Raw genomic sequence first — 26,109 nt, 5'->3', positions numbered from 1 at the left:
ACAGTGGCGACTGCTTGAGGCGATCAATGCCGTCGGCGAAAGCGAGCGCTATCAGTACGACAGCCTTGCGGTAATTACTGAGCGGCAGTTGGCCGGTGGGGCGAGTTTCTTCTGGGAGTGGGAACGGCCTGGCAAGGCGGCGCGCTGTGTGAGGCATTGGGCCAGTTTTGCGCAGATGGATACGCGCTATAGCTGGGACGACGGCCGCGTCACCCTGCTTAACGCCGATGGCAGCCAGGAAATCTACGTGCATGACCCGCGGGCACGCCTGGTGCAGCGGGTTGATCCGGATGGCGGCGAGCATTTCAAGTCCTACGACGCACAGGGGCGGCTGACGGTTGAGCAGGATCCCCTGGGCGCGATCACGGCCTATCAGTACGACGAGGCTGGGCGCTTGGTGGCGCTGTTTCCCGGGGATGACGAGCCCACGGCCTACGAGTATGAGGATGGCTTCGTACGGGTCATGCGCCGGGGTGAAGCGGTCTGGAAGTACCAGCGTAATGATCAGGGCGCGATCACGCGCCAGACTGATCCAGCCGGCAATGTCACCGAGTACAGCTATGACAAGCGTGGCCAGCTTTTAGCGGTTTGGTACCCGGACCACAGCTGTCAGCGCCTGACGTGGAACGAGCTTGGGCAGTTGATTGGCGAGCAACTGCCCAATGGCGGCGTGCGGCGTTATCGCTATGACGACCTGGGCCGGCAGATTGCCCGCGAGGATGAACATGGCGCCCTGACCCAGTATCACTGGGACGCGGTGGGTCGGCTGATCAAGGTGGTAATGCCGGGCGGTGCCACCCGCGAATTGAGCTACAACCCCTACGGAAAAATCACCGCCGAGCGCGATGAGCTGGGGCGTGTGACCCGGTATGAATATGCCGATGGCTTGCACCTGATCAGTCGCCGGATCAACCCCGATGGCTCTCAACTCAAGTACCGCTACGACAACACCCGCCTGCTGCTGACCGAGATCGAAAACGAGGCAGGTGAGCGCTATCAACTGGAGTACCACCCTAACGGCCTGATCCAACAGGAAACCGGTTTTGACGGCCAACGCACCGCCTACGTCTACGACCTCAACGGCCACCTGCAGGAAAAAACCGAATTTGGCGACGATGACCGTCAGTTGGTTACCACCTACCAGCGCGATAACGCCGGCCGCCTCGTCCGAAAAAACCTGCCCGATGGCAGCACCGTGGATTACACCTACGACCGCCTCGGCAATCTGCTTAGCGTCGACGACGGCCACTGGCCGCTACAGTACGAATATGACGCGCAAAGCCGCCTGACCGCCGAGCACCAAGGCTGGGGCACCCTGCGTTATGGCTACGACCACTGCGGCCAGCTCGAAACCCTGCGCCTGCCGGACAACAACCGCCTGACCTTCAACCACGACAAGGGCGGCCACCTTGCCACTATCGACCTGAATGGCCGGATACTCAGCTCGCACCTGTTCAAAGCAGGCCGCGAACACCAGCGCCAGCAGGGCCAACTGCTGAGCCACTACCACTACGACGACCAGGGCCGCCTGGCCCTACACGAACACCGCCACGGCCTTCGCCGCTACACCTACGACAACAGCGGCAACCTCACCCGCCTGCTCGACACCCGCAAGGGCCAGCACGACTACCACTACGACCCCCTCGACCGCCTGACCCGCGCCGACCATTCCCAGGATCCCACCGAACGCTTCGCCCACGACCCGGCGAACAACCTGCTGATGCAAGACCGCCCAGGCCCCGGCATCGTCGTCGGCAACCGCCTGTTACTGCAAGGCGACCGGCATTACGACTACGACGCCTTCGGAAACCTCATACGCGAACGCCGTGGCCGCGCGCAGCAGTTAGTCACCGAATACCGCTACGACTGCCAGCACCGCCTGATCGGCGTGACACAACCGGACGGCAGCCAGGCCAGTTATCGCTATGACCCGTTTGGGCGGCGCATCGCTAAAGTGATCAATGGCAAGACCACCGAGTTTTTTTGGCAAGGCGACAAAGTCATCGCCGAGCACACGGCGGGGCAGCATCGCAGCTATCTCTACGAGCCGGATAGCTTCAGGCCGCTGGCCTTGCTGGAAGGGTTTGGTCCGGCCAATACCCAGGCGTACCACTACCAGCTGGACCACCTGGGTACACCGCAGGAACTGACGAATACGGACGGCAAAATCGTCTGGTCAGCCCATTACCAAGCCTACGGAAAAATCACCCGGCTGGACGAGAGCACCGTCGATAACCCGCTGCGTTTTCAGGGGCAATATTTCGACCGGGAAAGCGGGCTGCACTACAACCGGCATCGCTACTACAATCCGGATAACGGACGCTACCTGACGCCCGACCCGGTGAAGTTGGCGGGTGGGGTGAACGGGTATTTGTATGTGCCCAACCCTACGGGGTGGGTGGATCCGTTGGGGTTGAATACGTGTCCGGGCGAAAGCGGGTGTAAACCAGCCGTTCGTATCGAAGACCCTACATCGCAAATAGAAGCCGACCACAACTCACCTGCTATACCGAATGCTTACACCCACTTCCCTTCTGATCCAAATGACTTTACCGAGGCTTTAGGCGTACAGCCAAAGATTTCAACAACAAAACACGGTACCCAACGAATGGAATGGAGGCCTAATACAGATACCCGCATTAGATTTGAAAGCCACCCGGGAGATCCTGGCCCTTTTAGTCCAAGACATCACGGCAACCACTATCACATTGAGCTTAAGCCGAATGACTTAAGCTGGAAGCAATCTGAAAAACAAAATACGCTACTGAAGGTCACCCCTGAAAATTATCAGCCCGGGCACGGAACTGGGTTTCTACCGGGCGAAAAACATCCAGGATCTTAAGATGAAGAAATTTCCCGTTTCAGACGGAACAATAGAAAAACTAATATGCGATAGAAGCACGCTATCAATAGAGTTTTCAGACTGGCAGGAGCAGCTATGGCTAATAACCTTCCACAAACTAATCGCCTTCCAAGGGATAGGTGCGATCGGATCTGAAATATCCGAAATGTACGAAACCACTGACACGCCTCTCTCAGCAGAGGCAACACGAGTAGATCCAAACGAGACAGGGACAAGTTATTGCTTCACATCCAGTGACGGATGCGATGTGATATTTACAGTAATTGCAGGTAGCTATACCGCTGAAAAACTTGACTGCACACACAACACATACACTACCAAACGTAAAAAACGGAACGATTCTATTTGATCGCAAGCCGATGCAATAATAGCTCCCTTTTACTCCCCCAAAAAACAAAACAATGAACATTGACAACCCAGCAATTAAAGCGCACTACAAAAAAATAAGATGATTGTAAAAACACTAAATATATTTTCTCATCGCGAAAAATCTTATGTTAATTATGAGACATCTGCCGGACGTGGTGTAGCAACGTGGATAGGCCCGATACCGAAAATCGGAGAGTATATTGATGTCGAATTCGACCTGAATGATATTTTTTGTTGGAAACAATAATATTACCCGACCACCCCAGCATGAGGAAAAAATAGAGATCATAGACAGCATTACCTACATAACTGCAGAACTGATCTTAGGGAATGATGATAATTGCGCAGCCCTACGCATTGGATCTTAAACAATCCTTATAGACCTGAAAGAAAAGCCCGACCATACTCCAAAGTATGTAAACTTAAAAACAACAAACATTTCACTTTACCCAACAGACGTCTAGACGAGAGCCACTCACTTGAAAGTCAATACTTTAATGTGCCCAGTATCGACAGCCTTGTCCAGAACCTGCATATCAGCGATAAAAGTGACGGAAATAGTTAATCCCTAGCCAATAAAAAATAAGTCCGTCATTAATGCGCCCCCTTAACTTGTGCGCCCGAATTAAGCCAACCACTAAGGCGTGATGCTCGGTAAACGCTTATAGTCGTTATCTGTGCACTTTGTTAAATAGATCCGCCCCCTTTTCGCATTATATAATATGGGCACCATCGGGCGTCTGCAGCAAGGCGAACACATACACTTGTCACCATAAGACTGATTGACAATATAGAAAACCACCACACCTCATTTAGCAGCATCAATGACGTAGTGAACTCTTCAAAAATCGCTGGACCAGATAGGCTAGAAAGGTCAAGAAAATGAAAACTCAGACGCTAGAAGACCTAATCAGCGAATACTTAGAGGAAGTTGAAAAGGCAACCAACTTACTTGAATTATCTTTTGGTACAAAAAATATCTTAGGACTGTGGCGTTCAAAAAAAATCCCGCTGCGCGGAAAGCTCAGCGATGACGCAACGTACGAACTACATGGAATCGGCTGTAGGGTTTACATATCCGAGAAATGTATTGACTTCGATTACGGCCCCGACGGTCGAATTGATGGCTTCGACTCATGGAGACTTTACATTTACGCATGCGAAGTTCCAAAAAAATACAAAAAATACACTAACAAGACGACGCTCGAGCGAGAGTTCAGCGAGTACGTAGAAAAAGGAAAAGCAAAGAAAATTCAGGGCTCAACTTCCAACTTATTTTTCCAGAAACCTTGATAAAAACCGGAACAAAAGGAACGAACCTATTTAATCGCTAGTAAATTTAGTAATAGGCCCACCATTGCCCACTATGAATCAACACCAAAACGCGTTGAGCGGCGGCAAACGGCCATTGCTCCCGCAGGGCGCTAAATAGGTCCGTTCCTTTAACCAACTACCGGAAGGGTTATATATCAATCCCCTCTCAGATATTTCCGACAGCGTTTTAGGGTTGCCACTGGGAAGACACCCCCCATAATCTTCGGCAGTCGCTGCAAATTCAGCGACCGGGTTTCGCAGCCCGATAAAAGTGACGGACATATTTAATTCCTAGCCAATAAAAAACAAGCCCGTCATTAATGCCCCCCTTAAGTAGTGTGTCTGAATGAAGCCAACCACTAAGGCCTGGTGCTCGGCAAACAATTATAGTCGTTATCTTTACACTTTGTTAAATAGATCCGCCCCCTTTTCGCAATGCATTTCGCCGGATAGGGGTCTCCAAGGACGATTACAGCGTGACCAAGTGGGGAAAGGACAAATACGGAAAAACCTTCCCAACCGAGTGGCGTGTACAGAAAGGGCCAAACAGAGGAACGGAAGTCAACATTGATGACCCAACGCTTGTTTCTAGCAAAAAAGGTCCTCAATCACCTCATATTGGTTACCAAACTGCCGGAAAAAGGGCAGGTGGTGGTGCAGTAAGGGGCCATATACTTTTAGAGTTACTTCCAGTTAGCCGCTCAAGAATCGGAGAACCATGATGAATTATCTAGAAGAAGAATTAGACGAAACTATAAACACGTTGAAAATCTCCTCAAAGAAGCTCAATTCTGAAGAGATCGCAACATTAATATCCACCTTAACCAAAAAATACTTTAAAACAGAAAAAAATGTACTAGATCCAGTCGATTTCAACGAGAAATGCACCGAGCACAACCCTGACTTTTGGAAGGAAATACCAGACCGCATAAAAAAAAACGACCTCATACTTTTGGTTTTTGACACGGGTCACAGAGCATGGAAACTCGAAAACGCACAAGACCTTGCGCTGTTAATAAGCGAAACAACTGGTTATCCGTTCTGGGTCACCGATCATGATCTATCGTTTTTGGTTCATCTGGATGACCATGATTGCGTGCTCTGGGCTTAAAAACCAAAGTGACATACAGTACGGGACGAATCTATTTGATGGCGAGTCGATGCAGTAGTAGATCCGCCATTGATCGCCTATGCGCCCTGAGTTTGTGTGCTTGGATAAACCATCCACTACTGCGTGATGAGCGAAATGGCTCTCACGCAAACGTCTGGTCGGGAAAGAAAAAAGGGACTCACTATCTGTTCCAAGGTTCTGCAGAACCAGTTCTCAAAATAAACAGAAGGTTTGCGAAAAAATGAGCTATCTAAAACTGAAGAAGCAAAGCTAATTGATGAAATACAAGAAAATTCACGTTCGCAGGAAGCAAGATAGATTGGAGCACTGTAAAAGCTTCCGTCAATCTAAACATTCTAGACAGACTCGAAGCTTTGGCTCAAATCTCAGAAACCCTTAGCCATTTAAACATTAATAATGTGAGTGATAAAAGTGACGGACATATTTAATCCCTAGCCAATAAAAAACAAGCCCGTCATTAATGCCCCACTTAATTAGTGTGTCTGAATGAAGCCAACCACTAAGGCGTGGTGCTCGGCAAACGCTTATAGTCGTTATCTGTACACTTCGTTAAGTAGATCCGCCCCCTTTTCGCAGAAGGGATCCGCAAAATCCGATTTTAAATTAAGCCATGAACGGTGCCGAAATGAAGTTTCATAAAGATGGAACACCATTCACGCTATCCCCCAGAAAAGGAATACAAAAGTGCTATTTCACCCTTTTTCCAACCATATACCTTTCGATGCGAGCTTGAATTATTTTGTAGGTGTTTTTGACATTTACGACCAAGAAGAGACCAAAGGGGTTGAACTCTCAAAGTACAACCCAAACAACCCAAAAGACAGAAAAAAACTTATACTCAAATACTGTCTTGACCCAGACGAGCAGCTTTCATACAGGCACAGATACACTCTTATGAAAGCCTTGAAACACTCTCTAGACAGCAAAAATTTTAATTTCAACGCTTTCTTTGAGGACAACCATGATGAATATACAAGCATGGCCTGGAATGAAGATGAAATAGAGGATCCTCGAGAGTTTTTTGAGGAAGTTTATAGATTAGCCAGTGATAAATGGAAAGACGATCTGGACAAAGCCAGCCAGGAGGACCCATCCACCTGGTAACCCTGGACAAAAAGGAGGATTTATCTAAACGCATTTAAGAACTTCGCCCCCTACCCCTCAGATATTTCCGACAGCGTTTTAGGGTTACCACTCGGAAGCCCCCCATAATCTTCGGCAGTCGCTGCAAATTCAGCGACCGGGTTTCGCAGCGATGGGTAGTAGCTCCAACCTCTAGGAGCTTTACCATGATCAAACACAGCCCAAGCCCGCCATCAGACTCAACCTCGCTTCACGCAGCGGCTCACCGCTGAACCCTCCTACTGAAACAAAGCGGTCTGCTGAAGACCATGGCATCTTCATCGTGCGCAAAGGAACAGATGCAAAGACGTTGTTGATCAACGCTTCGGAGGACCTTGCGTCGGCTCAACCACCACGTCGCTCCGCCATTCGCCGCCAACGTGCAGGCGCTAAAGTGATACCGTCTTGATTCCACTTGATAAAAAAGGAGTTTTACCACCCATGAGGATCAAATGTTCCGTCTTTATCGCAGCAAGCATTGACGGTTTTATTGCCCGACCAGATGGGGATATTGAGTGGCTGCACCGACCGGAATATGAAAGTTCGGGCTTGAATGGCATCACTTATGAAAGCTTCATCGCAACAGTCGACGGGTTGGTCATGGGGCGCAAGACCCTGGAAAAAGTACTGTCCTTTCCAGAGTGGCCCTATGAGGGCACGCCCGTCATAGCGCTTTCTCACAAGACCTTAGAGATTCCTGCGCACCTACAGGGCAAGGTGGAGATGTTGGCAGCCGATGTGAGCATGCTCGTCGACCAACTGGCCGAGCGCGGCATGAAACATCTTTATATCGACGGCGGCCAGACCATCCAGGCATTTCTTGAAGCAGGCCTGCTCAGTGAGTTGATCATCACCCGCATTCCGATTCTGCTGGGCCAGGGAGTTCCCTTGTTCAGTCACGTCGGTCGTGAATGTGAGCTTCGCCACATCGCTACCTGTACCTCGGACAATGGCTTTGTCCAGAGCCGGTATGCCATCGAGCAGCGTTGACTCGCAACACCGCCACAAACAAAAACGCCCCGAACCAGTCGGGGCGTTTTTATTCATGCAGGCATCAGCCGTCAGTCAGCCAAGCGCCAGGTCGTCCCGCCCTTGCCGTCTTCCAATACCACGCCCATGGCGGTGAGTTGGTCGCGGATGCGGTCGGATTCTGCCCAGTCCTTGTTGGCACGGGCATTCAGGCGGGCCTGGATCAAGGCGTCGACTTCGGCTGCGTCCACACGCCCTTCGGCGCCGGCTTGCAGGAAGTCGTCCGCTTCCATTTGCAACACGCCCAGCACGCTGGCCAGTTCCTTGAGGCGTGCCGCCAGGCCGGCCGCTGCGGCGAGATCGCTCTCGCGCAGGCGGTTGATCTCGCGGACCATCTCGAACAGTACGGAGCAGGCTTCGGGGGTGCCGAAGTCGTCGTTCATCACGGTAGTGAAGCGTTCAACAAACGCCTCGCCACCGGCCGGCGCCACAACCGGCAGGCCTTTCAACGCGTGGTAGAACCGCTCCAGGGCGCCCTTGGCGTCCTTGAGGTTGTCTTCCGAGTAGTTGATGGCACTGCGGTAATGGCTCGATACCAGCAGATAACGCACAACCTCCGGGTGGTACTTTTCCAGCACGTCGCGGATGGTGAAGAAGTTGTTCAAGGACTTGGACATCTTCTCGCCATTGATGCGAATCATGCCGCAATGCATCCACGCGTTAGCATAGGTCTTGCCGGTGGCCGCTTCGCTTTGGGCGATTTCGTTTTCGTGGTGCGGGAACTCAAGATCGCTGCCGCCGCCATGAATGTCGAACGTCTCGCCCAGGCAGCAGGTGGACATCACCGAGCATTCGATGTGCCAGCCCGGACGCCCAGCGCCCCAGGGGGATTCCCAGCTCGGCTCGCCGGGCTTGGTGCCTTTCCACAGCACGAAGTCCAGCGGGTCTTGCTTGGCTTCGTCGACTTCGATGCGGGCGCCGATGCGCAGGTCTTCGATTTTCTTGCGCGACAGCTTGCCGTAGCCCATGAACTTGGCGACGCGGTAGTACACGTCGCCATTGCCCGGGGCGTAGGCGTAGCCCTTGTCGATCAAGGTCTGGATCATCGCGTGCATGCCCGGGATATGGTCCGTGGCGCGCGGCTCCATGTCTGGTTTGAGGATATTGAGGCGCGCCTCGTCCTCGTGCATGGCGGCGATCATGCGCTCGGTCAGCGCGTCGAACGACTCGCCGTTTTCATTGGCGCGATTGATGATCTTGTCGTCGATGTCGGTGATGTTGCGCACGTACGTCAAGTCGTAGCCGCTGAAACGCAACCAGCGGGTCACCAGGTCGAAAGCAACCATGCTGCGGCCGTGGCCGATGTGGCAGTAGTCGTACACGGTCATGCCGCACACGTACATGCGCACCTTGTTGCCGTCCAGCGGCTTGAAGACTTCTTTGGTCTTGCTGAGCGTGTTGTAGATCGTTAGCACGATGTTTCCCTTAAGACTTGATCACTGGCCCCACGAATCACGCAAGGTCACGGTACGGTTGAATACCGGCTGACCAGGTTTCGAGTCCTTGATATCCGCGCAGAAGTAGCCTTCGCGCTCGAACTGGAAACGGTCCTCCGGCTGTGCGTCGCCCAAAGACGGTTCGGCACGACAACCCGTAAGTACTTGCAGGGAGTCAGGGTTGATGTTGTCCAGGAAGCTGGCGCTGTCTTCGGCCTTTTCGGGATTAGGCGAGCGGAACAGGCGATCGTACAGGCGCACTTCGCACTCGACGCTGGCCGCGGCCGGTACCCAGTGCACCACGCCTTTGACCTTGCGGCCTTCAGGGTTCTTGCCCAGGGTTTCAGGATCGTAGGAGCAACGCAGTTCGACGATGTTGCCATCGGCGTCCTTGATGGCTTCGTCGGCACGGATCACGTAGCTGCCACGCAGGCGCACTTCGCCGTTCGGCTCCAGGCGCTTGTAGCCCTTGGGCGGCTCTTCCATGAAGTCATCGCGGTCGATGTAGATTTCACGGGCGAACGGCAGCTTGCGCACGCCCAGTTCTTCTTTTTGCGGGTGACGCGGCAGTTCGAGGTGCTCGACCTGGTCTTGCGGGTAGTTGGTGATCACGACTTTCAACGGACGCAGCACGCACATGGCGCGCGGGGCGTTCGCGTCGAGGTCCTGACGGATGCTGAACTCGAGCATGCCGTAGTCAACCACGCCGTCGGAGCGGTTGGTGCCGACCATGTCGCAGAAATTGCGGATCGACGCCGGGGTGTAGCCACGACGGCGGAAGCCCGACAGCGTCGACATGCGTGGGTCGTCCCAGCCATGTACGTGCTTCTCATCGACCAACTGCTTGAGCTTGCGCTTGCTGGTGATGGTGTAGTTCAGGTTCAGGCGGCTGAATTCGTACTGACGCGGGTGCGCCGGCACCGGCAGGCTGTCGAGGAACCATTCGTACAGCGGGCGATGGCTTTCGAACTCCAGGGTGCAGATGGAGTGGGTAATGCCTTCGATGGCGTCCGACTGACCGTGGGTGAAGTCATAGTTGGGGTAGATGCACCACTTGTCACCGGTCTGGTGGTGATGGGCGTGGCGGATGCGGTACATGATCGGGTCGCGCAGGTTCATGTTCGGCGAGGCCATGTCGATCTTGGCCCGCAATACACGGGCGCCGTCCGGGAACTCGCCGTCGCGCATGCGGGTGAACCAGTCCAGGTTCTCTTCTACCGAACGGTCGCGGAACGGGCTGTTCTTGCCCGGCTCGGTCAAGGTGCCACGGTATTCCTTGGCCTGCTCAGGCGTCAGGTCGTCGACGTAGGCCTTGCCAGCCTTGATCAGCTCCACGGCCCAGTCGAACAACTGGTCGAAATACTTGGAGGCGTAGCGCACTTCACCGGACCATTCGAAGCCCAGCCACTTGATGTCGCTTTCGATGGCGTCGATGTATTCCTGGTCTTCCTTGGCCGGGTTGGTATCGTCGAAACGCAGGTGCGTGACGCCACCGAACTCCTGGGCCAGGCCGAAGTTCACACAGATCGACTTGGCGTGGCCGATGTGCAGGTAACCGTTGGGCTCAGGTGGGAAACGGGTGACGATCTGCGTGTGCTTGCCCGAATCCAGGTCCGCCTGGATGATCGGGCGCAGGAAATTGACCGGGACGGCAGGTCCGGCCTTGGAATTCGAGGTAGGGTCGACAGTGGGCTTGCTCATAGGATCCTTGAACAGACAGGTACGTGGCCGGGTCGGGCCAGACAAACAAAGGGCTTATCATAGCCGATGCCGTCAAGCACCTGACAGGGCATGGCCAAAAACTGCTGCATTTATTGCATGGACGGTAAAAAACCACCTCGAAATTCCTCACAGGCACGCTAAACTGCGCGCCTTGGCCGCAGTTTAGCCAACCCGGTAAGGTGCCCAGGCGTCCGAACCCACGAATTCCCTGAAAAGAGTAATGAACATGACTCAAGTCAAACTGACCACCAACCACGGTGACATCGTCATCGAGCTGAACGCCGAGAAAGCGCCGATCACCGTCGCCAACTTCATCGAGTACGTTAACGCCGGCCACTACGAAAACACTGTTTTCCACCGTGTCATCGGCAACTTCATGGTCCAGGGCGGCGGTTTCGAGCCTGGCATGAAAGAAAAGAAAGACAAGCGTCCAAGCATCCAGAACGAAGCGGACAACGGTCTTTCCAACGACAAGTACACCGTCGCCATGGCCCGTACCATGGAGCCGCATTCGGCCTCCGCGCAGTTTTTCATCAACGTGGCTGACAACGGTTTCCTCAACCACAGCGCCAAGACCGTACAGGGTTGGGGCTACGCGGTATTCGGTAAAGTCACCGAAGGCACCGACGTCGTGGACAAGATCAAGGGTGTTTCCACCACTACGAAAAGCGGTCACCAGGACGTACCAGCAGAAGACGTGATCATCGAGAAAGCCGAGATCGTTGCGTGATACTGCTGATTTCAGACTTGCATCTGGAAGAGGAGCGCCCGGACATTACCCGGGCGTTTCTGGATTTACTCCACGGCCGCGCCCGTGGCGCGCAAGCGTTGTACATCCTGGGGGACTTTTTCGAAGCCTGGATTGGTGACGATGGCATGACCCCGTTCCAGCGTTCGATTTGCGCGGCTCTACGTGAGCTGAGCGACAGTGGCACCCAAGTATTCCTGATGCACGGCAACCGGGATTTCCTGATCGGCAAGGCGTTCTGCAAAGCCGCAGGCGCAACGTTGCTAAAGGACCCTACCGTCGTGCAGCTGTATGGCGAGCCCGTGCTGTTGATGCACGGCGACAGCCTGTGTACCCGCGACCTCGGCTATATGAAGCTGCGGCGCATCCTGCGTAATCCCATCGTGCTGTTTATCCTGTGCCACCTGCCCTTGCGCACCCGCCATAAACTGGCGCACAAGCTGCGCAGCGAAAGCCGTGCCCAGGTACGCATGAAGGCCAACGATATTGTCGATGTAACGCCCGAGGAAGTGCCACGGGTGATGCAAGCCTTCGGCGTGCGCACCCTGGTCCACGGCCACACCCACCGCCCGGCCATTCACAAGTTGCAGATTGGCGAGCAGGCGGCCAAGCGCATTGTGCTGGGAGATTGGGACAAGCAGGGTTGGGCGTTGCAGGTGGATGAGCAAGGGTTTCAACTGGCGGCGTTTGACTTCGTCAATCCGCAGTTGGCGTTGCCTGGCGCCTGACTTGCAAACAACACGAAGCAAATGTGGGAGCGGGCTTGCTCGCGATAGCGGCGTGTCAGTCGACAATTTAGGTGACTGACACACCGCTATCGCGAGCAAGCTCGCTCCCACATTTTTAACCGCGAACACGTCAAGATCAGTGCCCTGATGCCGCCGGCCCCGCCTTCGCAGTAAACGGCGGCTTGGCCAGCCACACCAGCAGGATCAAGCCCATGAACATCCACCCCAGCAGCGTGAAGTAATCCACGGTGGACATCATGTACGCCTGGCTGGTGAGGATCTGGTCCAGTTGCGCATAGGCCTTGTGCCCCGCACCGCCCAGGGTGTTCAGCGCATCGCGGGTAGCCGAGTCGTACACGCTCATACTCTCGCTCATATAGGCATGGTGCTGGTCCGCGCGGCGAATCCAGATCCAGGTGGTGAGCGATGCCGCAAAGCTGCCGCCCAGGGTTCGCAGGAAGGTCGCCAGGCCTGCGCCGTCGGCGATCTGGTGCGGCGGTAGGTCGGACATCAGGATGCTCAAGGTCGGCATAAAGAACAGCGCCACGCCGATGCCCATGAACAGCTGCACCAGGGCGATATGCTGGAAGTCCACTTCATTGGTGAAGCCGGCGCGCATAAAGCAGCTCAGGCCGATCGCCAGGAACGCCAGGCCGGCCAGCAGCCGCAAGTCGAACTTGTGCGCGTACTTGCCGACAAAGGGCGACATCAGCACCGGCAGGATGCCGATCGGCGCCACCGCCAGCCCGGCCCAGGTCGCGGTGTAGCCCATCTGCGTCTGCAGCCATTGCGGCAGGATCAGGTTGATACCAAAGAACCCGGCGTAGCCCAGCACCAAGACGATGGTGCCGATGCGGAAGTTGCGATGGGCAAACAGGCGCAGGTTGACCACTGGGTGCTTGTCGGTCATTTCCCAGATCACAAACACCGCCAGGGCGATCACCGAAATGGCCGCGCCGATGATGATGAAATTGGATTCGAACCAGTCCAGGTCATTGCCCTTGTCGAGGATGATCTGCAAGGCACCGACCCCGACGATCAAGCTCAGCAGCCCGACATAGTCCATCGGCTGATGACTGGTGACCACCGGGCGTTTCTTGAGCTGCGCACGCACCACCATCACCGCAAATATCCCGATGGGCACGTTGATAAAGAAGATCCACGGCCAGCTGTAGCTGTCGGTAATCCAGCCGCCGAGAATAGGCCCGGCAATGGGCGCGACCACCGTGACCATCGCCAGCAACGCCAACGCCATGCCGCGCCTGGCGGGGGGATAGACCGCAATCAGCAAGGTTTGGGTCATTGGATACAACGGGCCCGCCACCAAGCCTTGCAGCACGCGAAAGCCGATCAACTCGGGCATCGAGGTGGAGACACCACACAGGAACGAGGCCAGCACAAACAGGACGGTCGCCCACAAAAACAGCTTCACCTCACCAAAGCGCCGGCTCAACCAGCCGGTCAATGGCAGCGCAATGGCATTGCTTACGGCAAAAGAGGTGATGACCCAGGTGCCCTGCTCCGAACTCACGCCCAGGTTGCCGGAAATGGTCGGCAACGCCACGTTGGCGATGGTGGTGTCGAGCACCTGCATAAAGGTCGCCAGGGACAGGCCAATGGTGGCCATCAGCAAGCTGGGTGGCGTGAACGAGGCGTTATTGCTCATCAGCGTTGTGCTGCCTTGGGCGCGGCCACGCTGTTGTCATGGATCAACTGGGTGATCATCGCGTCGGCCTCGGCCAACTGGCGGTCATACACGGTGGTGGTGAACGAGGCTTTTTGCGGCGGTTGTTGCGCCAGTACCGGGCCACTCTGGTCGTGCAGATTGACTTCCACCTGGGTCGACAAGCCCACCCGCAACGGGTGCTGGGCCAACTCCTGGGCATTGATATGGATGCGCACCGGAACCCGCTGCACGATCTTGATCCAGTTGCCGGTGGCGTTCTGGGCCGGCAGCAAGGCAAAGGCGCTGCCGGTACCGGCGCCGAGGCTGTCGACGGTGCCGCTGTACTTCACGTCGCTGCCGTAGAGATCGGCCTCGATATCCACCGGCTGGCCAATGCGCATCTGGCGCAGTTGGGTTTCCTTGAAGTTGGCGTCGATCCAAAGTTGGTCCAGGGGAATCACCGCCATCAACGCGGTACCCGGCTCGACCCGCTGGCCCAGTTGCACGGTGCGCTTGGCGACGTAGCCGGTGACCGGTGCGATCAGGGTGCTGCGCGCATTGGTCAGGTAGGCCTGGCGCAGTTGCGCGGCAGCGGCCTGCACATCCGGGTGGGACGAAATCACCGTGTCATCCACCAACGCAGTGGAGGTATTGAGTTGCTGTTGCAGGTTGGCCAGTGAGTTGCTCGCCGCACTCAGGGCGTCGCGGGCGTGGGACAGTTCTTCCAGGGAAATCGCGCCGCCCTGGGCGAGGATTCTGCGGCGGTTGAAGTTGTCCTGGGCGGTTTGCACCTGGGCTTTTTGCGCCTGTACCTGGGCTTTCATGCCATCCACATTGCTGTACAAGCCACGCACCTGGCGTACCGTGCGCGCCAGGTTGGCCTGGGCACTTTGCAGGCCGACGGCGGCGTCGTTGGGGTCGAAGTTGATCAGCACCTGGCCTTCGTGGACCAGGTCGCCATCGTCGGCGCCAATGCTGACCACGGTACCGGTGACCAGCGGGGTGATTTCCACCACGTTGCCATTCACGTACGCATCGTCGGTACTTTCGCTCCAACGGCCATACAGCTCGTGCCAGCCCCACACGCCCAGGACGCAAAGGACGACGATCAGCGCCAGGCCCAGCAACATGATTTTGCGTTTGCGCGGGTTGCCGTCGTTGGGTTGGGAGTGTGCGGTGTTGTTTGCTTGGGCAGTAGCCATGACAAGTACCTTGCGTTATTCAGCGCGCGTGACTGGCGTGTTCATTGAGTCCCGACCCGCTGCAACGTGATGGGATCACCCGCAGCGATCAGGATTTTCTTCAGGATGTGCTCCAGGGTCTGCAACTCCCCCGGTTCGAGTGCGCCAGCCAACTGGTTCAGGGCCTGGGCGCCGATCTGCGGCAGCATGTCCGCCAGGCGCTGGCCTTCTGCAGTCAGCACCAGTTGCACCTGGCGCCGGTCCTGCTCGGAGCGCTTGCGCGCCAGCAGGTCTTTTTGCTCCAGGCGGTCGAGCATGCGAGTCATCGAGCCACTGTCCAGGGACAGGTTGCGGCACAGCTCCGCCGGGGTATCGACGCCGAACTGGGCCATGATGATCAACACCTTGAACTGCGCGGCAGTGATGCCGTGGGGTTCCATATGGGTGTCGATGATGCGGTCCTTGAGAATCGCGGCGCGCCCCAGCAACAGCCCAAGATGGCAGTTATGGAAGTTTTCCGGGGTGAAGTGTTCCATCGGGAGTCACCTTATTACTGCCTAGGCAGTGAATGTGTGACGAAATATTACTGCCTAGGCAGCGAATGTCAAATAAATAGTTAGGTTGCTTGGTAATCAGGCGCTGAATGCACCCCAAAAAAATGGTGGGAACTGGCAAGCCAGCTCCCACCATTTGATGTGCCTTTAACCGTCAGAAATCCCGCTTGTAGAAGATATCCAATGAACTGGCCACGCCGCTGGCCACTTCCAGGTACACCCTCTTGCTCAGCAGGTAACGCAAGGCAATGGTGCTGGCCGGTTCGAACACCCCGACCCCGTAACGCAGGCTGAGTTTCTCGGTGATCTTGCCGCTGGCCACCACTGCCGTGTTGGTGCCGCTGCCCTGGGTGTCCAGCTCAAAGTCCTGGATCCCCAGGTTCTTGGCAATGTCCGAGGTCACGCCGGCACTGCCCATCAAGCCCAGGCCCAGTGCCGCTTGCGCCAGCATATTGTTGTCTTCGCCGGTGGTGCTCAACGGACGGCCCAGCACCAGGTAGGACAGCGCCTGCTCCTGGCTCATGGCCGGCTCCGAGAAAATCTGCGTGGTCGGCTGCTCGGCACTGCCGCTCAGGCGGATACCGGCGATCACGTCGTTGGTCTTGCGGATGGCTTCGATATCCAGGTATGGCTGGTCCAGCGGCCCGGCGAACAGCAGGCGCGCACGCCGCACATCCAGCCTCTGGCCATAGGCGCGGTAGCGCCCGTCGTTGAGCCACAGCTCGCCACGGGTGTCCAGGTTATCGCCGATATGCACCTGGCCCTGGACCTTGGCGGTCAGGCCGAAACCGGCAAAGTTGAGCTGGTCCTCGCCCACGACCACGTTGATGTCCATGGCGATGGCCATCGGCGGCTTACCCTCTTCGGTCTGGCTGCCGACGATCACCGTGTCATCCGAGACCTTGACCGTCGATGGCGGCAGTTCGCGCACAGTGATGTCACCGCGCGGGATGTGCACATTGCCGGCAATCGCCAACTTGTCGTCCTTGAGCGTAATCTTCAGGTCAGGCGCCACTTCCAGTTCGGCGTAGGGCTCGACCGTGACCGGCAGTTGCGAGCCTTGCAGGCTGAGGTCAACGGCCAGCGCTCGGCCCCAGTCGATCTGCCCCTTGAGGCTGCCCTGCCCGGCCTTGCCACTGCGCCAGCCGCCGTTGAGCTGCACGCTTTCGCCGGCGATCAGGGCCTGCACGTTCAGGCCTTCAAGGCTGATGGGCAGTTCGGGTCCGGAAATCTCGCCGGCGATCAGGTTGACGTTGCCGTTGACCTGCGGCGCCAACAAGCCGCCGGAGATGCGCCCGCTGCCATTGAGCTTGCCATTGAGTTTTTCCACCATCGGCACAAACGGCCGCGCTACCGCCAGGTCCAGGCCGGTAAGGCTGAAGTTGCCGGAGATCGGCTTGTTTTTCGCCAGCGGGTTGATCTGCGCCTGCAGCAGCAACTCGCCGAGCTTGCCACCGCGGAAATTCAGCTGGGTATCAATGCGCGTGGGGTTAAGCGTGGTGTCCAGTTTGAGGGTGTCGTAGGGGAAGTCCAGCCACTGGTCCTTGTCCTTGACCCGCAACGTGCCGCCACTGGCATCCACCGCGATCAGGCCTTTAGGGCCGCTGGCCGGAAGGTCAAGCTGGATATCGGCGTTGAGCTTGCCTTGCCAGGCGAAATCCTTGGGCAGCCACTGCGCCAGGCTGTCGATGGGGAACTGCTTGAGGTGATAACGCAGCTTGGGATCGGGCATCAGTCGCTGGTCTTCGCCACACAGGCTGGCGGGCCCGGAGACCCAGCAATGGGCAGCGAAGGTCAGCTTGCCATCGGCCATGCGCTCGATTTTCGCCGGGGCCTGCAGCTTCCAGTCCTGGCCCCCGGCCTGCACCTCGCCACTGGCCAGGCGCCCGCGCCAGTTACCCTTGTCGAGCGTGCCGTCCAGAGCCAGGGCCAGTTTGACCAGGGGGCCCATGAGGTCCAGTTGGACTTTCTGGTTTTTGATGTCGCCCTGGGCGCTGGCGGTCAAAGTACCGAGCTGGGTATCCCCGGCCTGGATGCCGGTGCCCTTGAGGTCGATCTTCGCCCGTTGTGCGTTATCAAGCGTGGCGTCCAGGGTGAGGGCTTGCAGGCGGTTGTCTTCAAACACCAGTTGCTGGCCCTTGAGGTCGAGCTTGCCCTGGGGCGCCTTTAGAGTGCCGGCCACATCGAGTCGACCATTGACCTGCCCACGAAGCTGCGGCCACAGCTGGGCCAGGCGTGCGAGCTTGATATCGATCTGCCCGGCCAGGCGCTGTTGCAGGCTGCCGCTGCCATTGATGCGGTTGTCACCCAGGCGGATATCCAGGTTGGCCAGGGTCCACTGCTCGCCCGCGCCTTCGGCCTTGGCGGCCAGCACCGCCGTTTGGCCGCGCAAGCGGCCCTTGAGGTCAAGGTCGGCGTTGAGCTTGAGTTGTTCGTTCTTGAACTCGCCCTTGCTGCGCAGCGGCCCGGCCAGGGTACCGGGCAACTCTGCGACCCAGTACGCCGGGTTCAACGCCGACAGGTCCAGCGCCGTATCCCAGGCGATGCCCTCGGCAAATTGCAGGTTCAAGTGCCCTTCGGCCTTGCCCTGGCCAGCGGTCAATTTCAGCTCGGGCAGGAACACTTGCTTGAGGTCGCCACTGAACGGCGTGACCAGGCTGAATTTGCCGGCCGGGCCATCGAGGTCGGCCTTGAGATTGCCCAGGTAGTTGCCGTCCTTGTAGGACACTTCACCGTTGAAGGTGCGTAGCACCACTTGCGGCTCGTCAATCAGCGGATACAGGCGATGCCAGGGGAAGTCCAGCCAGTCGATTTTTGCGTCTGCGCTGAAGCCCTGCTGCCAATCCAGTTGGGCGCTGAGCGTGAGGCTTTGCTTGTCCCCGGCATTCAGGTCCAGGCCGGCGAGCTGCGCGCCCTTGGCATCGACCCGGCCTTGCAGCAACAGGTCAACCGGGCCCTTTTCTGCGGGTAATACAGCCTTGCCCAGCAACTGATAGCCCTTGCCCAGGTCGCCCTTGGCAGTCAGGTCCAGTTGGTTGAGCTGCAAGGTGTCCGGCAAGTCGGCGGCAGGTTTGAAGCCATCGGCGGTGATGCGCAACTCTGCTGGCAGGTTCTCGACCAGGGGTTGCAGTTCGCCGCTAAGTTTGGCTGGCAGGTAGCCCGTGCTGTCGGCGTCGAGCTTGAGGGTCTTGAGCAGATCACCGGTCACGTTCAGCGCCACCGTCCACGGCGCGCCGCCCGGGGCATAGGGCAGGCTCAGGTTGCCGGTCGCGGTCAACGGCCAATCGCCCGCGGGGTGCAGCATACCGCTGAGATCCAGCACCAGGTCGTCGCGTTGCAGATGTACCGCGTCGATCTGCATGCCCTCGGCTGTCCAATGCGCGGCCAGTTGCAGGCCCTTGAGTTCTTCGCTGCTGTTGAACAGCAGGCTGCCGACGCGCACGTCGCCCAGTTCGATCGCCACGGGCAGGTTCAAGTCCGGCAGGGTAATCGGGCCGCTGCTGTCTTCGGTGCTGGGTGGTAATTGCAGGCTGATCTGCTCCACGTCCAGTTGCCGGATGCACAGGGTCATGCGCAGCAGGCACGCCGGCGACCAGTCGAATTTGGGGGCATTGAGCTCTACGCGGCTGCTGTCTTGTTGCCACAGCACCTGGTCGGCGCTCCATTGCCCACCCAAACGGCCCTGGAAGTTTTCCACGCTCAACCCCGGGACTTGGCCGAGGGCCCAGCGACTGCCGACTTGCGTACCCAGTACGCTCCACACCGCCAGCGGCACCAAGGCAACGACCGCTGCCACACTCAGACCCGCTATTTTCAAACCACGCTTCACAGCTCAGGCCCCATGGAAAAGTGCAAACGAATGCCGCCCGGATCTTCCAGGGCATGGGCCAGGTCAAGACGAATCGGGCCGACCGGAGACACCCAGCGCACGCCGACGCCGACCCCGGTTTTCAGGCTTGGCAACTCAAGGGTGTTAAAGGAGTTGCCCTGGTCGACAAAGGTCGCGATCCGCCATTTTTCGGCGATGGAATATTGATACTCGGCGCTCAAGGCCACCATGTAGCGGCCACCGATGCGGTCGCCCTTGTTGTTTTCCGGGGACAGGGTCTGGTACTCGTAGCCACGCACACTTTGGTCGCCACCGGCAAAGAAACGCAGGGACGGCGGCACCGACTTGTAGCCGTTGGTGGCGCTGCCGCCAAACTGCGCGCGGCCGAGGAAACGGTGCTTGTCCCACACGGTGGTCAAGCCCTTGATCATCGCAGTGCCGTACAGCAGGTTGGTGTCAGAGCCCAGCCCTTCCTTGGCCACCTTGGTATCGAACTGCAGGCGATAGCCATTATGCGGGTCGATGCGGTTATCGCTGCGCAGGTAGGAATAGCTGATACCGGGCATCAGCAAATTGCTCAAGCCGGAGTCGTCCCCCAGGCGATATTCTTCGCGCTGCCATTTGAGCGAGATCACCCGTGTCCAGCCGCTGGGCAATTTGCTGTGCCATTCCGGGCCGAGGGTGAGCAGCTTGCTGAGGGTGTCGGTATTGGCCAGCTCTTCATTCTGATAGCCGCCGGCAAAACGCAGCTTGTCGGTGAGCGGCGGATCAAGGGGAATGTCGTACCACAGGCCGACGTTCTGCCGGGGCGCCGACAACTCGGCCTCCCAGCCATAGCTGTGCCCCTGGGGGTTGACCCAGTGCCGTGTCCAGTTGGCCTTGCCACGCGGGCCGACGTCAGTGGAAAAACCCAGGCCCAGGCCCATGGTCCGCGGTTTACGGGTTTCCAGTTGGACCGCCACCGGGATCACATCATTGGCCGCCGCTGCCGGGGCGGCATCCACGCGCACGCCCTCGAAATAGCCGCTCGATTGCAGGGCCTGGTTCAGTTCGGCGATCAGTTCGGAATCGTAGGGCGCGCCACTCTTGAACGGCACCATGCGTTGCAACAGCTCTTCATCAAAGGGGGTATCGCCGGCAAAGTTGACCTTGCCGAGGGTGTAGCGCGGGCCGCTGTCGTAGACCAGTTCGATATCGGCCACGCCCGCCTGGGGGTCGACGGACAGTGTCTGACGAGTGAAGCGGCCACTGAAATAGCCGAAGCGCGAGGCCTGGTTCTGGATCAGGCGTTTGGCGTCTTCGTAATGGCCATGGTTGAGTACGGCGCCGGACTTGAGGTCTTTGCTGTCGGGCACACGGAAGGATTTGAGCTCGGCCGCCGGGCCGTCGACGCGAATCGTGACATTGCGTAAATGCACCGGCTCGCCGGGGTCGATACTGAGGATCAGGCGCGGATTCTTGCCGGGCTTTACCTCACTGGCAATCTGCGGCTGATAAAAGCCCAGTGCCTGGGCGGCCTTGCGCGCCTGCTCCTCGGCACCGCGACTGAAGCGCTGCAAGGCCTCTTCGTCACGCTCGCCAACCCCGCCGATATAGCCTTCGATATTGGCCTTCAGCGCATCGTTTGAAGGCTTGACCCGCACGTCCAGTTCGCTTTGTGCCAAGGCGCCGCAGCTTGTGAACAGCAGGATCAAGCCGCTGGTAATTTTATTTGGAAACTTCATAGGCGCGGATGCTACACGAGCTGAGGAGCACCTTAGAACCTGGAATTGTCTGAATAATTCTGGGTTAAGGCGTTGCAGGTTGTAACACCTGGGGATTCGGGTGAAAAAACACATGCTCCAGAATGGGTCCTACAGCCACCTCTGCCACTTCGGCATAGCCCTGGCGTTTGTAGAACTCCAGGTACAGCGGATTGCCGGTGTCCAGCACCACCCCTTGTGAGTGCGGGTCTTCGGCGCACCAGTTATGCACGGCTTCCAGCAGTTGTTCGCCGTAATGCTTGCCCTGGAATTGCGGGTGGACCCCCAGCAGCGGCAGCACATGCACCGACTCCGATGGCAAGCACGCCAGCACCGCCTGATGGTATTCGAGGTAGCGCCGGGTGCACCTGAAACCGGTGCTCAGCCACATGCGCAATTGCCAGGCCCAGCTTTCCGTGATGCCCAGGCGCCGTTGCGGCGGGGCAATCAGGGCGATGCCGATCAGGCGGTCATTGACCAGCAGGCCGATGGCCGGCAGTTCCTGGAGAAAGTGCTGCTTGACCAGCTCGCGCACCGTCGCGCGGACCCGCTGCTCGTACCCTGAGCGTTCAGCTTCGAACAGGTAGGCAAAGGTCGGCTCATGCCGATAGGCGTGGTACAGCAGCGAGCGCGCTTCGCGGGAATAGCCGCTATCGAGCAGGTGCACCTGGGCAACGGCGGTCGAGGTGTCGAGCATCAGTCGTATCTCCCCTGGGCGCCACTCAAAAAGGTCGCGCTCTTATTGTTACGAGCCCGGGGCAACGGAGTCGTTCCCTGCCATTGGCTCCCTGAGAGACATTAGCAGCGCATCTGTCCTACCGCCACGCTGGCCCCCGTCCGACTTGTCGGCTAGCATCGCCCTTTTGCCAGACTGGACTGCCGACCATGAAAATCGTCTCTTTTAATATCAACGGGCTGCGCGCCCGGCCTCATCAGCTGGCGGCCCTGATCGACAAACATCAACCCGACGTGATCGGCCTGCAGGAAACCAAAGTCCACGACGAGCAGTTCCCGCTGGCCGAAGTCCAGGCCTTGGGCTATCACGTGTACTACCACGGGCAGAAAGGCCACTACGGCGTCGCCCTGCTCTCGCGCCAGGAACCGCTGGCCCTGCACAAGGGTTTTGCCAGCGACGAAGAGGATGCCCAGCGCCGCTTTATCTGGGGCACCTTCGCCGATGAACACGGCAACCCGATCACCATCATGAATGGCTATTTCCCCCAGGGCGAAAGCCGCGACCACCCGACCAAGTTCCCGGCCAAGCAGCGCTTTTACGAAGATCTGCAGCACCTGCTGGAGAGCCAGTTCAGCAATGACCAGGCATTGGTGGTGATGGGCGACGTGAATATTTCCCCCGAGGATTGCGACATCGGCATCGGTGCCGACAATGCCAAGCGCTGGCTGAAGACCGGCAAATGCAGCTTCCTGCCGGAAGAACGCGAGTGGATGGCGCGCCTGAAGAACTGGGGCCTGACCGACAGCTTCCGTCACCTCAACCCGGACGTGGCGGATCGCTTCAGCTGGTTCGATTACCGCAGCCGCGGCTTTGAAGACGAACCCAAGCGTGGCCTGCGGATCGACCTGATCATGGCCTCCAACGGCCTGTTGCCACGAGTCAAGGATGCGGGTGTGGACTATGAGTTGCGCGGCCTGGAAAAACCCTCGGACCATGCGCCGATCTGGCTGGAACTGAGCTGATCTTTGCGACCACACCATAAAATGTAGGAGCTGGCTTGCCTGCGATGGCGCTGGGGCAGTCGATAGATATGTTGACTGACACACCGCCTTCGCAGGTAAGCCTGCTCCCACATTTGGACCGGCTGGGTGTCAGTCATATTTTGGCAACCTTACTGACTTAATCTGCCCGCACGTCCTTTGGCTTGAGAAGGTGCCGGCATGATGCTGCGCGTTCTGTACCTGCTGACACTTTGCAGCGTTTTTCCTCTTACAGTTTCTGCAACGCCCCTACCCTTTCCCGAACACGGCCCGGCCTTACGCATCCAGGGCTCCAACACCATTGGCGCGGCGTTGGGCCCGGCGCTGGTCAGGGGTTTGCTGGAGCAACAGGGTCTCAAGGCTGTACACAGCGAAACACCCGCCCGCCCCAACGAAGAGCGCCTCGTCGGCACCAGCCCCCAAGGCAAGCGGGTACTGGTCGAGATCGCCGCCCATGGTTCCAGCACCGGCTTTGCCGCGCTGAAACAGGCCGCGGCCGACCTGGCGGCCGCGTCACGCCCGATCAAGGACCGCGAACTGGTGGACCTCGAGCCCCTGGGTGACCTGAAAAGCCCCGGTGCCGAACAGGTGATCGCGATTGATGGCCTGGCAATCATCCTGCACCCACGCAACCCGCTGCAGGTGTTGACCACCGAACAACTGGCGAGGATTTTCAGCGGCGAGATCAGCACCTGGGAAGCCTTGGGCGGCAGCGGTGGGAAGATCCGCCTGTATGCTCGCGATGATCAATCCGGCACCTACGACACCTTCAAGGAGCTGGTGCTCAGCCGTCGCGGCAAAACCCTCGACAGCAAGGCTCAGCGCTTTGAATCGAGCGAGCAATTGTCCGATGCAGTCAGCCAGGATCCTCAGGGGATTGGCTTTATCGGCCTGCCTTATGTGCGTCAGGCCAAGGCGGTGGCCATCAGCGATGGCGACTCCCAAGCCATGTTGCCGCAGAGCAGCCTGATCGCCACCGAAGACTACCCGCTGTCGCGCCGCTTGTTTTTCTATCTGCCGCCCAACAACAGCAATCCCTGGGCCGAAGCGCTGGTGGACTTTACCCAGAGCGCCCAAGGCCAGGCCATCGTGGCGGCCAATGGCTTTATCGCCCAGCAGGTCCAGGCCATCACCGTGCAGCCACGGGCGCCGATGCCAGCCGACTACCAGGCCATTGCCCGCGAGGCGCAGCGCCTGACGGTGAATTTTCGCTTCGAAGAAGGCAGCGCCAGCCTGGACAACAAGGCGCGCCAGGACCTTGCCCGCGTGGTGGCTTATATAGATAGCCACGATAAACGGGACAAGCGCGTCACGCTGGTGGGGTTTGGTGACGCCAAGGATGATCCGCAACGCGCCGACCTGCTGTCCAAGCTGCGGGCAATGGCGGTACGCCGGGAGTTGGTCAAAAGTGGTGTGGTGTTGCGCGATATTCGCGGCTTCGGCGCCGAGATGCCGGTAGCGGCGAATACCGTGGATGAGGGGCGGATCAAGAATCGCCGGGTGGAGGTCTGGGTTTATTGAAACCTGAAGACGGGTGTGGATTGGCCCACCGCAATCGCGGGCAAACCCGCTCCCACACTGACCGCGTGCGATCACAATGTGGGGGCGGGCTTGCCCGCGATACCGGCGACTCGGTCCTACTGGCCGCTGCGCATCAGTTCTTTAGGCACATATTTGCCAATCTCGAACTTGCCAATCGCCGCCCGGTGCACTTCATCCGGGCCGTCGGCCAGGCGCAGGGTACGTTGCATGGCGTACATGTAGGCCAGCGGGAAGTCATTGGAGACCCCGGCACCGCCATGGATCTGGATCGCCCGGTCAATCACCTTCAGGGCCACATTCGGCGCCACGACCTTGATCTGGGCGATTTCACTTTTCGCCACTTTGTTGCCGACCGTATCCATCATGTAGGCGGCCTTTAACGTCAGCAGGCGTGCCATGTCGATTTCCATCCGCGAGTCGGCGATTTTGTCGATATTGCCACCCAGGCGCGCCAGCGGTTTGCCGAAGGCGGTGCGGCTGACCGAACGCTTGCACATCAACTCCAGGGCCCGTTCAGCCATGCCAATCGAGCGCATGCAGTGATGGATACGGCCCGGGCCAAGGCGCCCCTGGGCAATTTCAAAGCCGCGGCCTTCACCCAGCAGGACGTTTTCGTACGGCACACGCACGTTGTCAAACAGGACTTCGGCATGCCCATGGGGCGCGTCGTCGTAGCCGAACACCGGCAGCGGCCGGACGATTTTCACCCCAGGCGCATCCACCGGTACCAGGATCATCGAGTGCTGCTGGTGGCGCGGCGCATCCGGGTTGCTCAGGCCCATGAAGATCAGGATCTTGCAGCGCGGGTCACACGCGCCGGAGGTCCACCACTTCTTACCGTTGATCACCCACTCGTCACCCTGGCGCTCGGCGCGGGCGGCCATGTTGGTGGCGTCGGAAGACGCCACATCGGGTTCGGTCATGGCGAACGCCGAGCGGATCTCGCCACGCAGCAGGGGCTCCAGCCAGCGTTGTTTCTGCTCTTCGTTGGCGTAGCGCACCAGCACTTCCATATTGCCGGTGTCGGGTGCAGAGCAATTGAACGGCTCCGGCCCCAGCAGGGAGCGGCCCATGATTTCGGCGAGCGGCGCGTATTCCAGGTTGGTCAGGCCAGCGCCCAGTTCGGATTCCGGCAGGAACAGGTTCCACAGGCCTTCAGCCTTAGCCTTGGCCTTGAGCTCTTCCATAATCGCAGTGGGCTGCCAGCGGTCACCTTCGCTGACCTGGCGTTCAAACACCGGCTCGGCGGGGTAAACGTAAGCATCCATAAACGCGGTGACGCGTTCACGCAGTTCCTGAACCTTGGGCGAATAGGCAAAATCCATGAGCAGCTCCCTTCTTGGAGAGGTTGTTTAGGTCATGCAAACGATGCTAGAACAGCGCTGATAATTTACCTAGCCTATTCTCGGCGTGTAT

The 26,109-nt window shown here is 58.1% G+C and carries 20 protein-coding genes; 11 read left to right on the top strand and 9 right to left on the bottom strand.

The annotated features are described in order from the left end of the window. The 7 genes from PSFL_RS08000 to PSFL_RS07970 all read left to right on the top strand — a co-directional run. A partial coding sequence (locus PSFL_RS08000; RefSeq protein ID WP_397469878.1) for an RHS repeat-associated core domain-containing protein occupies positions 1 to 2,842 on the top strand: 2,842 nt, incomplete at its 5' end. Position 2,843: 1 nt separating this feature from the next. Further along, positions 2,844 to 3,212: a hypothetical protein gene (locus tag PSFL_RS07995; protein ID WP_081044273.1), complete on the top strand. Its 369-nt coding sequence runs from the start codon at positions 2,844 to 2,846 to the stop codon at positions 3,210 to 3,212. A 902-nt stretch (positions 3,213 to 4,114) separates the two neighbouring features. Next, positions 4,115 to 4,525 (top strand): DUF6896 domain-containing protein, encoded by a 411-nt coding sequence (locus PSFL_RS07990; protein WP_115128485.1) that lies wholly within the window; start codon positions 4,115 to 4,117, stop codon positions 4,523 to 4,525. A gap of 434 nt (positions 4,526 to 4,959) precedes the next feature. Beyond that, complete coding sequence (locus PSFL_RS07985) at positions 4,960 to 5,268, top strand: polymorphic toxin type 47 domain-containing protein (RefSeq protein WP_115128486.1); 309 nt, start codon at positions 4,960 to 4,962, stop codon at positions 5,266 to 5,268. Further along, on the top strand, positions 5,268 to 5,657 hold the full coding sequence (locus PSFL_RS07980; RefSeq protein WP_170045415.1) for a hypothetical protein: 390 nt from the start codon (positions 5,268 to 5,270) through the stop codon (positions 5,655 to 5,657). The genes PSFL_RS07985 and PSFL_RS07980 overlap by 1 nt, the downstream gene beginning before the upstream one ends. 705 nt (positions 5,658 to 6,362) lie before the next feature. Next, positions 6,363 to 6,782 (top strand): hypothetical protein, encoded by a 420-nt coding sequence (locus PSFL_RS07975; RefSeq protein WP_397469877.1) that lies wholly within the window; start codon positions 6,363 to 6,365, stop codon positions 6,780 to 6,782. A 459-nt stretch (positions 6,783 to 7,241) separates the two neighbouring features. Beyond that, positions 7,242 to 7,790, top strand: coding sequence for a dihydrofolate reductase family protein (locus tag PSFL_RS07970; RefSeq protein ID WP_057441585.1), 549 nt, complete (start codon positions 7,242 to 7,244; stop codon positions 7,788 to 7,790). Positions 7,791 to 7,861: 71 nt separating this feature from the next. Here PSFL_RS07970 and cysS read toward each other — a convergent pair whose 3' ends face one another. After that, positions 7,862 to 9,244, bottom strand: coding sequence for a cysteine--tRNA ligase (cysS, locus tag PSFL_RS07965; protein ID WP_397469876.1), 1,383 nt, complete (start codon positions 9,242 to 9,244; stop codon positions 7,862 to 7,864). 21 nt (positions 9,245 to 9,265) lie between these two features. Next, on the bottom strand, positions 9,266 to 10,966 hold the full coding sequence (locus PSFL_RS07960; protein WP_057960030.1) for a glutamine--tRNA ligase/YqeY domain fusion protein: 1,701 nt from the start codon (positions 10,964 to 10,966) through the stop codon (positions 9,266 to 9,268). Positions 10,967 to 11,213: 247 nt separating this feature from the next. Between PSFL_RS07960 and PSFL_RS07955 the strand changes: the two genes are divergently transcribed. Both PSFL_RS07955 and lpxH read left to right on the top strand, forming a co-directional pair. Next, on the top strand, positions 11,214 to 11,717 hold the full coding sequence (locus PSFL_RS07955) for a peptidylprolyl isomerase (protein ID WP_057441582.1): 504 nt from the start codon (positions 11,214 to 11,216) through the stop codon (positions 11,715 to 11,717). Beyond that, complete coding sequence (gene lpxH, locus PSFL_RS07950; RefSeq protein ID WP_397469875.1) at positions 11,714 to 12,463, top strand: UDP-2,3-diacylglucosamine diphosphatase; 750 nt, start codon at positions 11,714 to 11,716, stop codon at positions 12,461 to 12,463. Before PSFL_RS07955 ends, lpxH begins: the two co-directional genes overlap by 4 nt. 136 nt (positions 12,464 to 12,599) lie before the next feature. On the opposite strand, the gene PSFL_RS07945 is transcribed toward lpxH, so the two are convergent. The 6 genes from PSFL_RS07945 to PSFL_RS07920 all read right to left on the bottom strand — a co-directional run bounded on the left by PSFL_RS07945 (position 12,600) and on the right by PSFL_RS07920 (position 22,132). Next, entirely contained in the window at positions 12,600 to 14,129 is a 1,530-nt protein-coding gene (locus tag PSFL_RS07945; RefSeq protein ID WP_057441580.1) for a DHA2 family efflux MFS transporter permease subunit, read from the bottom strand. Next, positions 14,129 to 15,331, bottom strand: a complete 1,203-nt coding sequence (locus PSFL_RS07940) for an efflux RND transporter periplasmic adaptor subunit (RefSeq protein WP_115128488.1) — start codon at positions 15,329 to 15,331, stop codon at positions 14,129 to 14,131. Before PSFL_RS07940 ends, PSFL_RS07945 begins: the two co-directional genes overlap by 1 nt. A 41-nt stretch (positions 15,332 to 15,372) precedes the next feature. Beyond that, positions 15,373 to 15,846, bottom strand: coding sequence for a MarR family winged helix-turn-helix transcriptional regulator (locus PSFL_RS07935; RefSeq protein WP_057441577.1), 474 nt, complete (start codon positions 15,844 to 15,846; stop codon positions 15,373 to 15,375). A 172-nt stretch (positions 15,847 to 16,018) separates the two neighbouring features. Beyond that, complete coding sequence (locus tag PSFL_RS07930; protein WP_397469874.1) at positions 16,019 to 19,693, bottom strand: translocation/assembly module TamB domain-containing protein; 3,675 nt, start codon at positions 19,691 to 19,693, stop codon at positions 16,019 to 16,021. Further along, the gene (locus PSFL_RS07925) at positions 19,690 to 21,417 is read right to left on the bottom strand and encodes an autotransporter assembly complex family protein (protein WP_057441574.1); all 1,728 of its coding nucleotides are present in this window, start codon (positions 21,415 to 21,417) and stop codon (positions 19,690 to 19,692) included. The genes PSFL_RS07930 and PSFL_RS07925 overlap by 4 nt, the downstream gene beginning before the upstream one ends. A gap of 64 nt (positions 21,418 to 21,481) precedes the next feature. After that, positions 21,482 to 22,132 (bottom strand): GNAT family N-acetyltransferase, encoded by a 651-nt coding sequence (locus tag PSFL_RS07920; RefSeq protein ID WP_273878827.1) that lies wholly within the window; start codon positions 22,130 to 22,132, stop codon positions 21,482 to 21,484. A gap of 188 nt (positions 22,133 to 22,320) precedes the next feature. Between PSFL_RS07920 and xthA the strand changes: the two genes are divergently transcribed. Both xthA and PSFL_RS07910 read left to right on the top strand, forming a co-directional pair. After that, the gene (xthA, locus tag PSFL_RS07915; RefSeq protein WP_057441571.1) at positions 22,321 to 23,133 is read left to right on the top strand and encodes an exodeoxyribonuclease III; all 813 of its coding nucleotides are present in this window, start codon (positions 22,321 to 22,323) and stop codon (positions 23,131 to 23,133) included. A gap of 198 nt (positions 23,134 to 23,331) precedes the next feature. Continuing rightward, complete coding sequence (locus tag PSFL_RS07910) at positions 23,332 to 24,672, top strand: phosphate ABC transporter substrate-binding/OmpA family protein (RefSeq protein ID WP_057441570.1); 1,341 nt, start codon at positions 23,332 to 23,334, stop codon at positions 24,670 to 24,672. Positions 24,673 to 24,788: 116 nt separating this feature from the next. On the opposite strand, the gene PSFL_RS07905 is transcribed toward PSFL_RS07910, so the two are convergent. Beyond that, positions 24,789 to 26,018 carry an acyl-CoA dehydrogenase gene (locus PSFL_RS07905; protein WP_029298342.1) on the bottom strand — a complete coding sequence of 410 codons (1,230 nt, stop codon included), beginning with the start codon at positions 26,016 to 26,018 and terminating at the stop codon, positions 24,789 to 24,791. Between the last annotated feature and the right edge of the window lie 91 nt (positions 26,019 to 26,109).

Origin of the sequence: Pseudomonas sp. DD1 (genome assembly GCF_044510355.1) — a bacterium.
Classification (GTDB): domain Bacteria; phylum Pseudomonadota; class Gammaproteobacteria; order Pseudomonadales; family Pseudomonadaceae; genus Aquipseudomonas; species Aquipseudomonas shahriarae.
The sequence above is the reverse complement of the archived record's forward strand: the minus strand, read 5'-3'. Positions and strand labels throughout refer to the sequence as shown.

Excerpts from the sequence above, each read along its gene's own strand:
- PSFL_RS07945 (WP_057441580.1), bottom strand. The coding sequence starts at position 14,129 with ATGAGCAATAACGCCTCGTTCACGCCACCCAGCTTGCTGATGGCCACC.
- PSFL_RS07995 (WP_081044273.1), top strand. The coding sequence starts at position 2,844 with ATGAAGAAATTTCCCGTTTCAGACGGAACAATAGAAAAACTAATATGC.
- PSFL_RS07925 (WP_057441574.1), bottom strand. The coding sequence starts at position 21,417 with ATGAAGTTTCCAAATAAAATTACCAGCGGCTTGATCCTGCTGTTCACA.
- PSFL_RS07960 (WP_057960030.1), bottom strand. The coding sequence starts at position 10,966 with ATGAGCAAGCCCACTGTCGACCCTACCTCGAATTCCAAGGCCGGACCT.
- PSFL_RS07910 (WP_057441570.1), top strand. The coding sequence starts at position 23,332 with ATGATGCTGCGCGTTCTGTACCTGCTGACACTTTGCAGCGTTTTTCCT.
- PSFL_RS07935 (WP_057441577.1), bottom strand. The coding sequence starts at position 15,846 with ATGGAACACTTCACCCCGGAAAACTTCCATAACTGCCATCTTGGGCTG.
- PSFL_RS07955 (WP_057441582.1), top strand. The coding sequence starts at position 11,214 with ATGACTCAAGTCAAACTGACCACCAACCACGGTGACATCGTCATCGAG.
- PSFL_RS07940 (WP_115128488.1), bottom strand. The coding sequence starts at position 15,331 with ATGGCTACTGCCCAAGCAAACAACACCGCACACTCCCAACCCAACGAC.
- PSFL_RS07970 (WP_057441585.1), top strand. The coding sequence starts at position 7,242 with ATGAGGATCAAATGTTCCGTCTTTATCGCAGCAAGCATTGACGGTTTT.
- PSFL_RS07980 (WP_170045415.1), top strand. The coding sequence starts at position 5,268 with ATGAATTATCTAGAAGAAGAATTAGACGAAACTATAAACACGTTGAAA.
- PSFL_RS07905 (WP_029298342.1), bottom strand. The coding sequence starts at position 26,018 with ATGGATTTTGCCTATTCGCCCAAGGTTCAGGAACTGCGTGAACGCGTC.
- xthA (WP_057441571.1), top strand. The coding sequence starts at position 22,321 with ATGAAAATCGTCTCTTTTAATATCAACGGGCTGCGCGCCCGGCCTCAT.
- PSFL_RS07990 (WP_115128485.1), top strand. The coding sequence starts at position 4,115 with ATGAAAACTCAGACGCTAGAAGACCTAATCAGCGAATACTTAGAGGAA.
- PSFL_RS07920 (WP_273878827.1), bottom strand. The coding sequence starts at position 22,132 with ATGCTCGACACCTCGACCGCCGTTGCCCAGGTGCACCTGCTCGATAGC.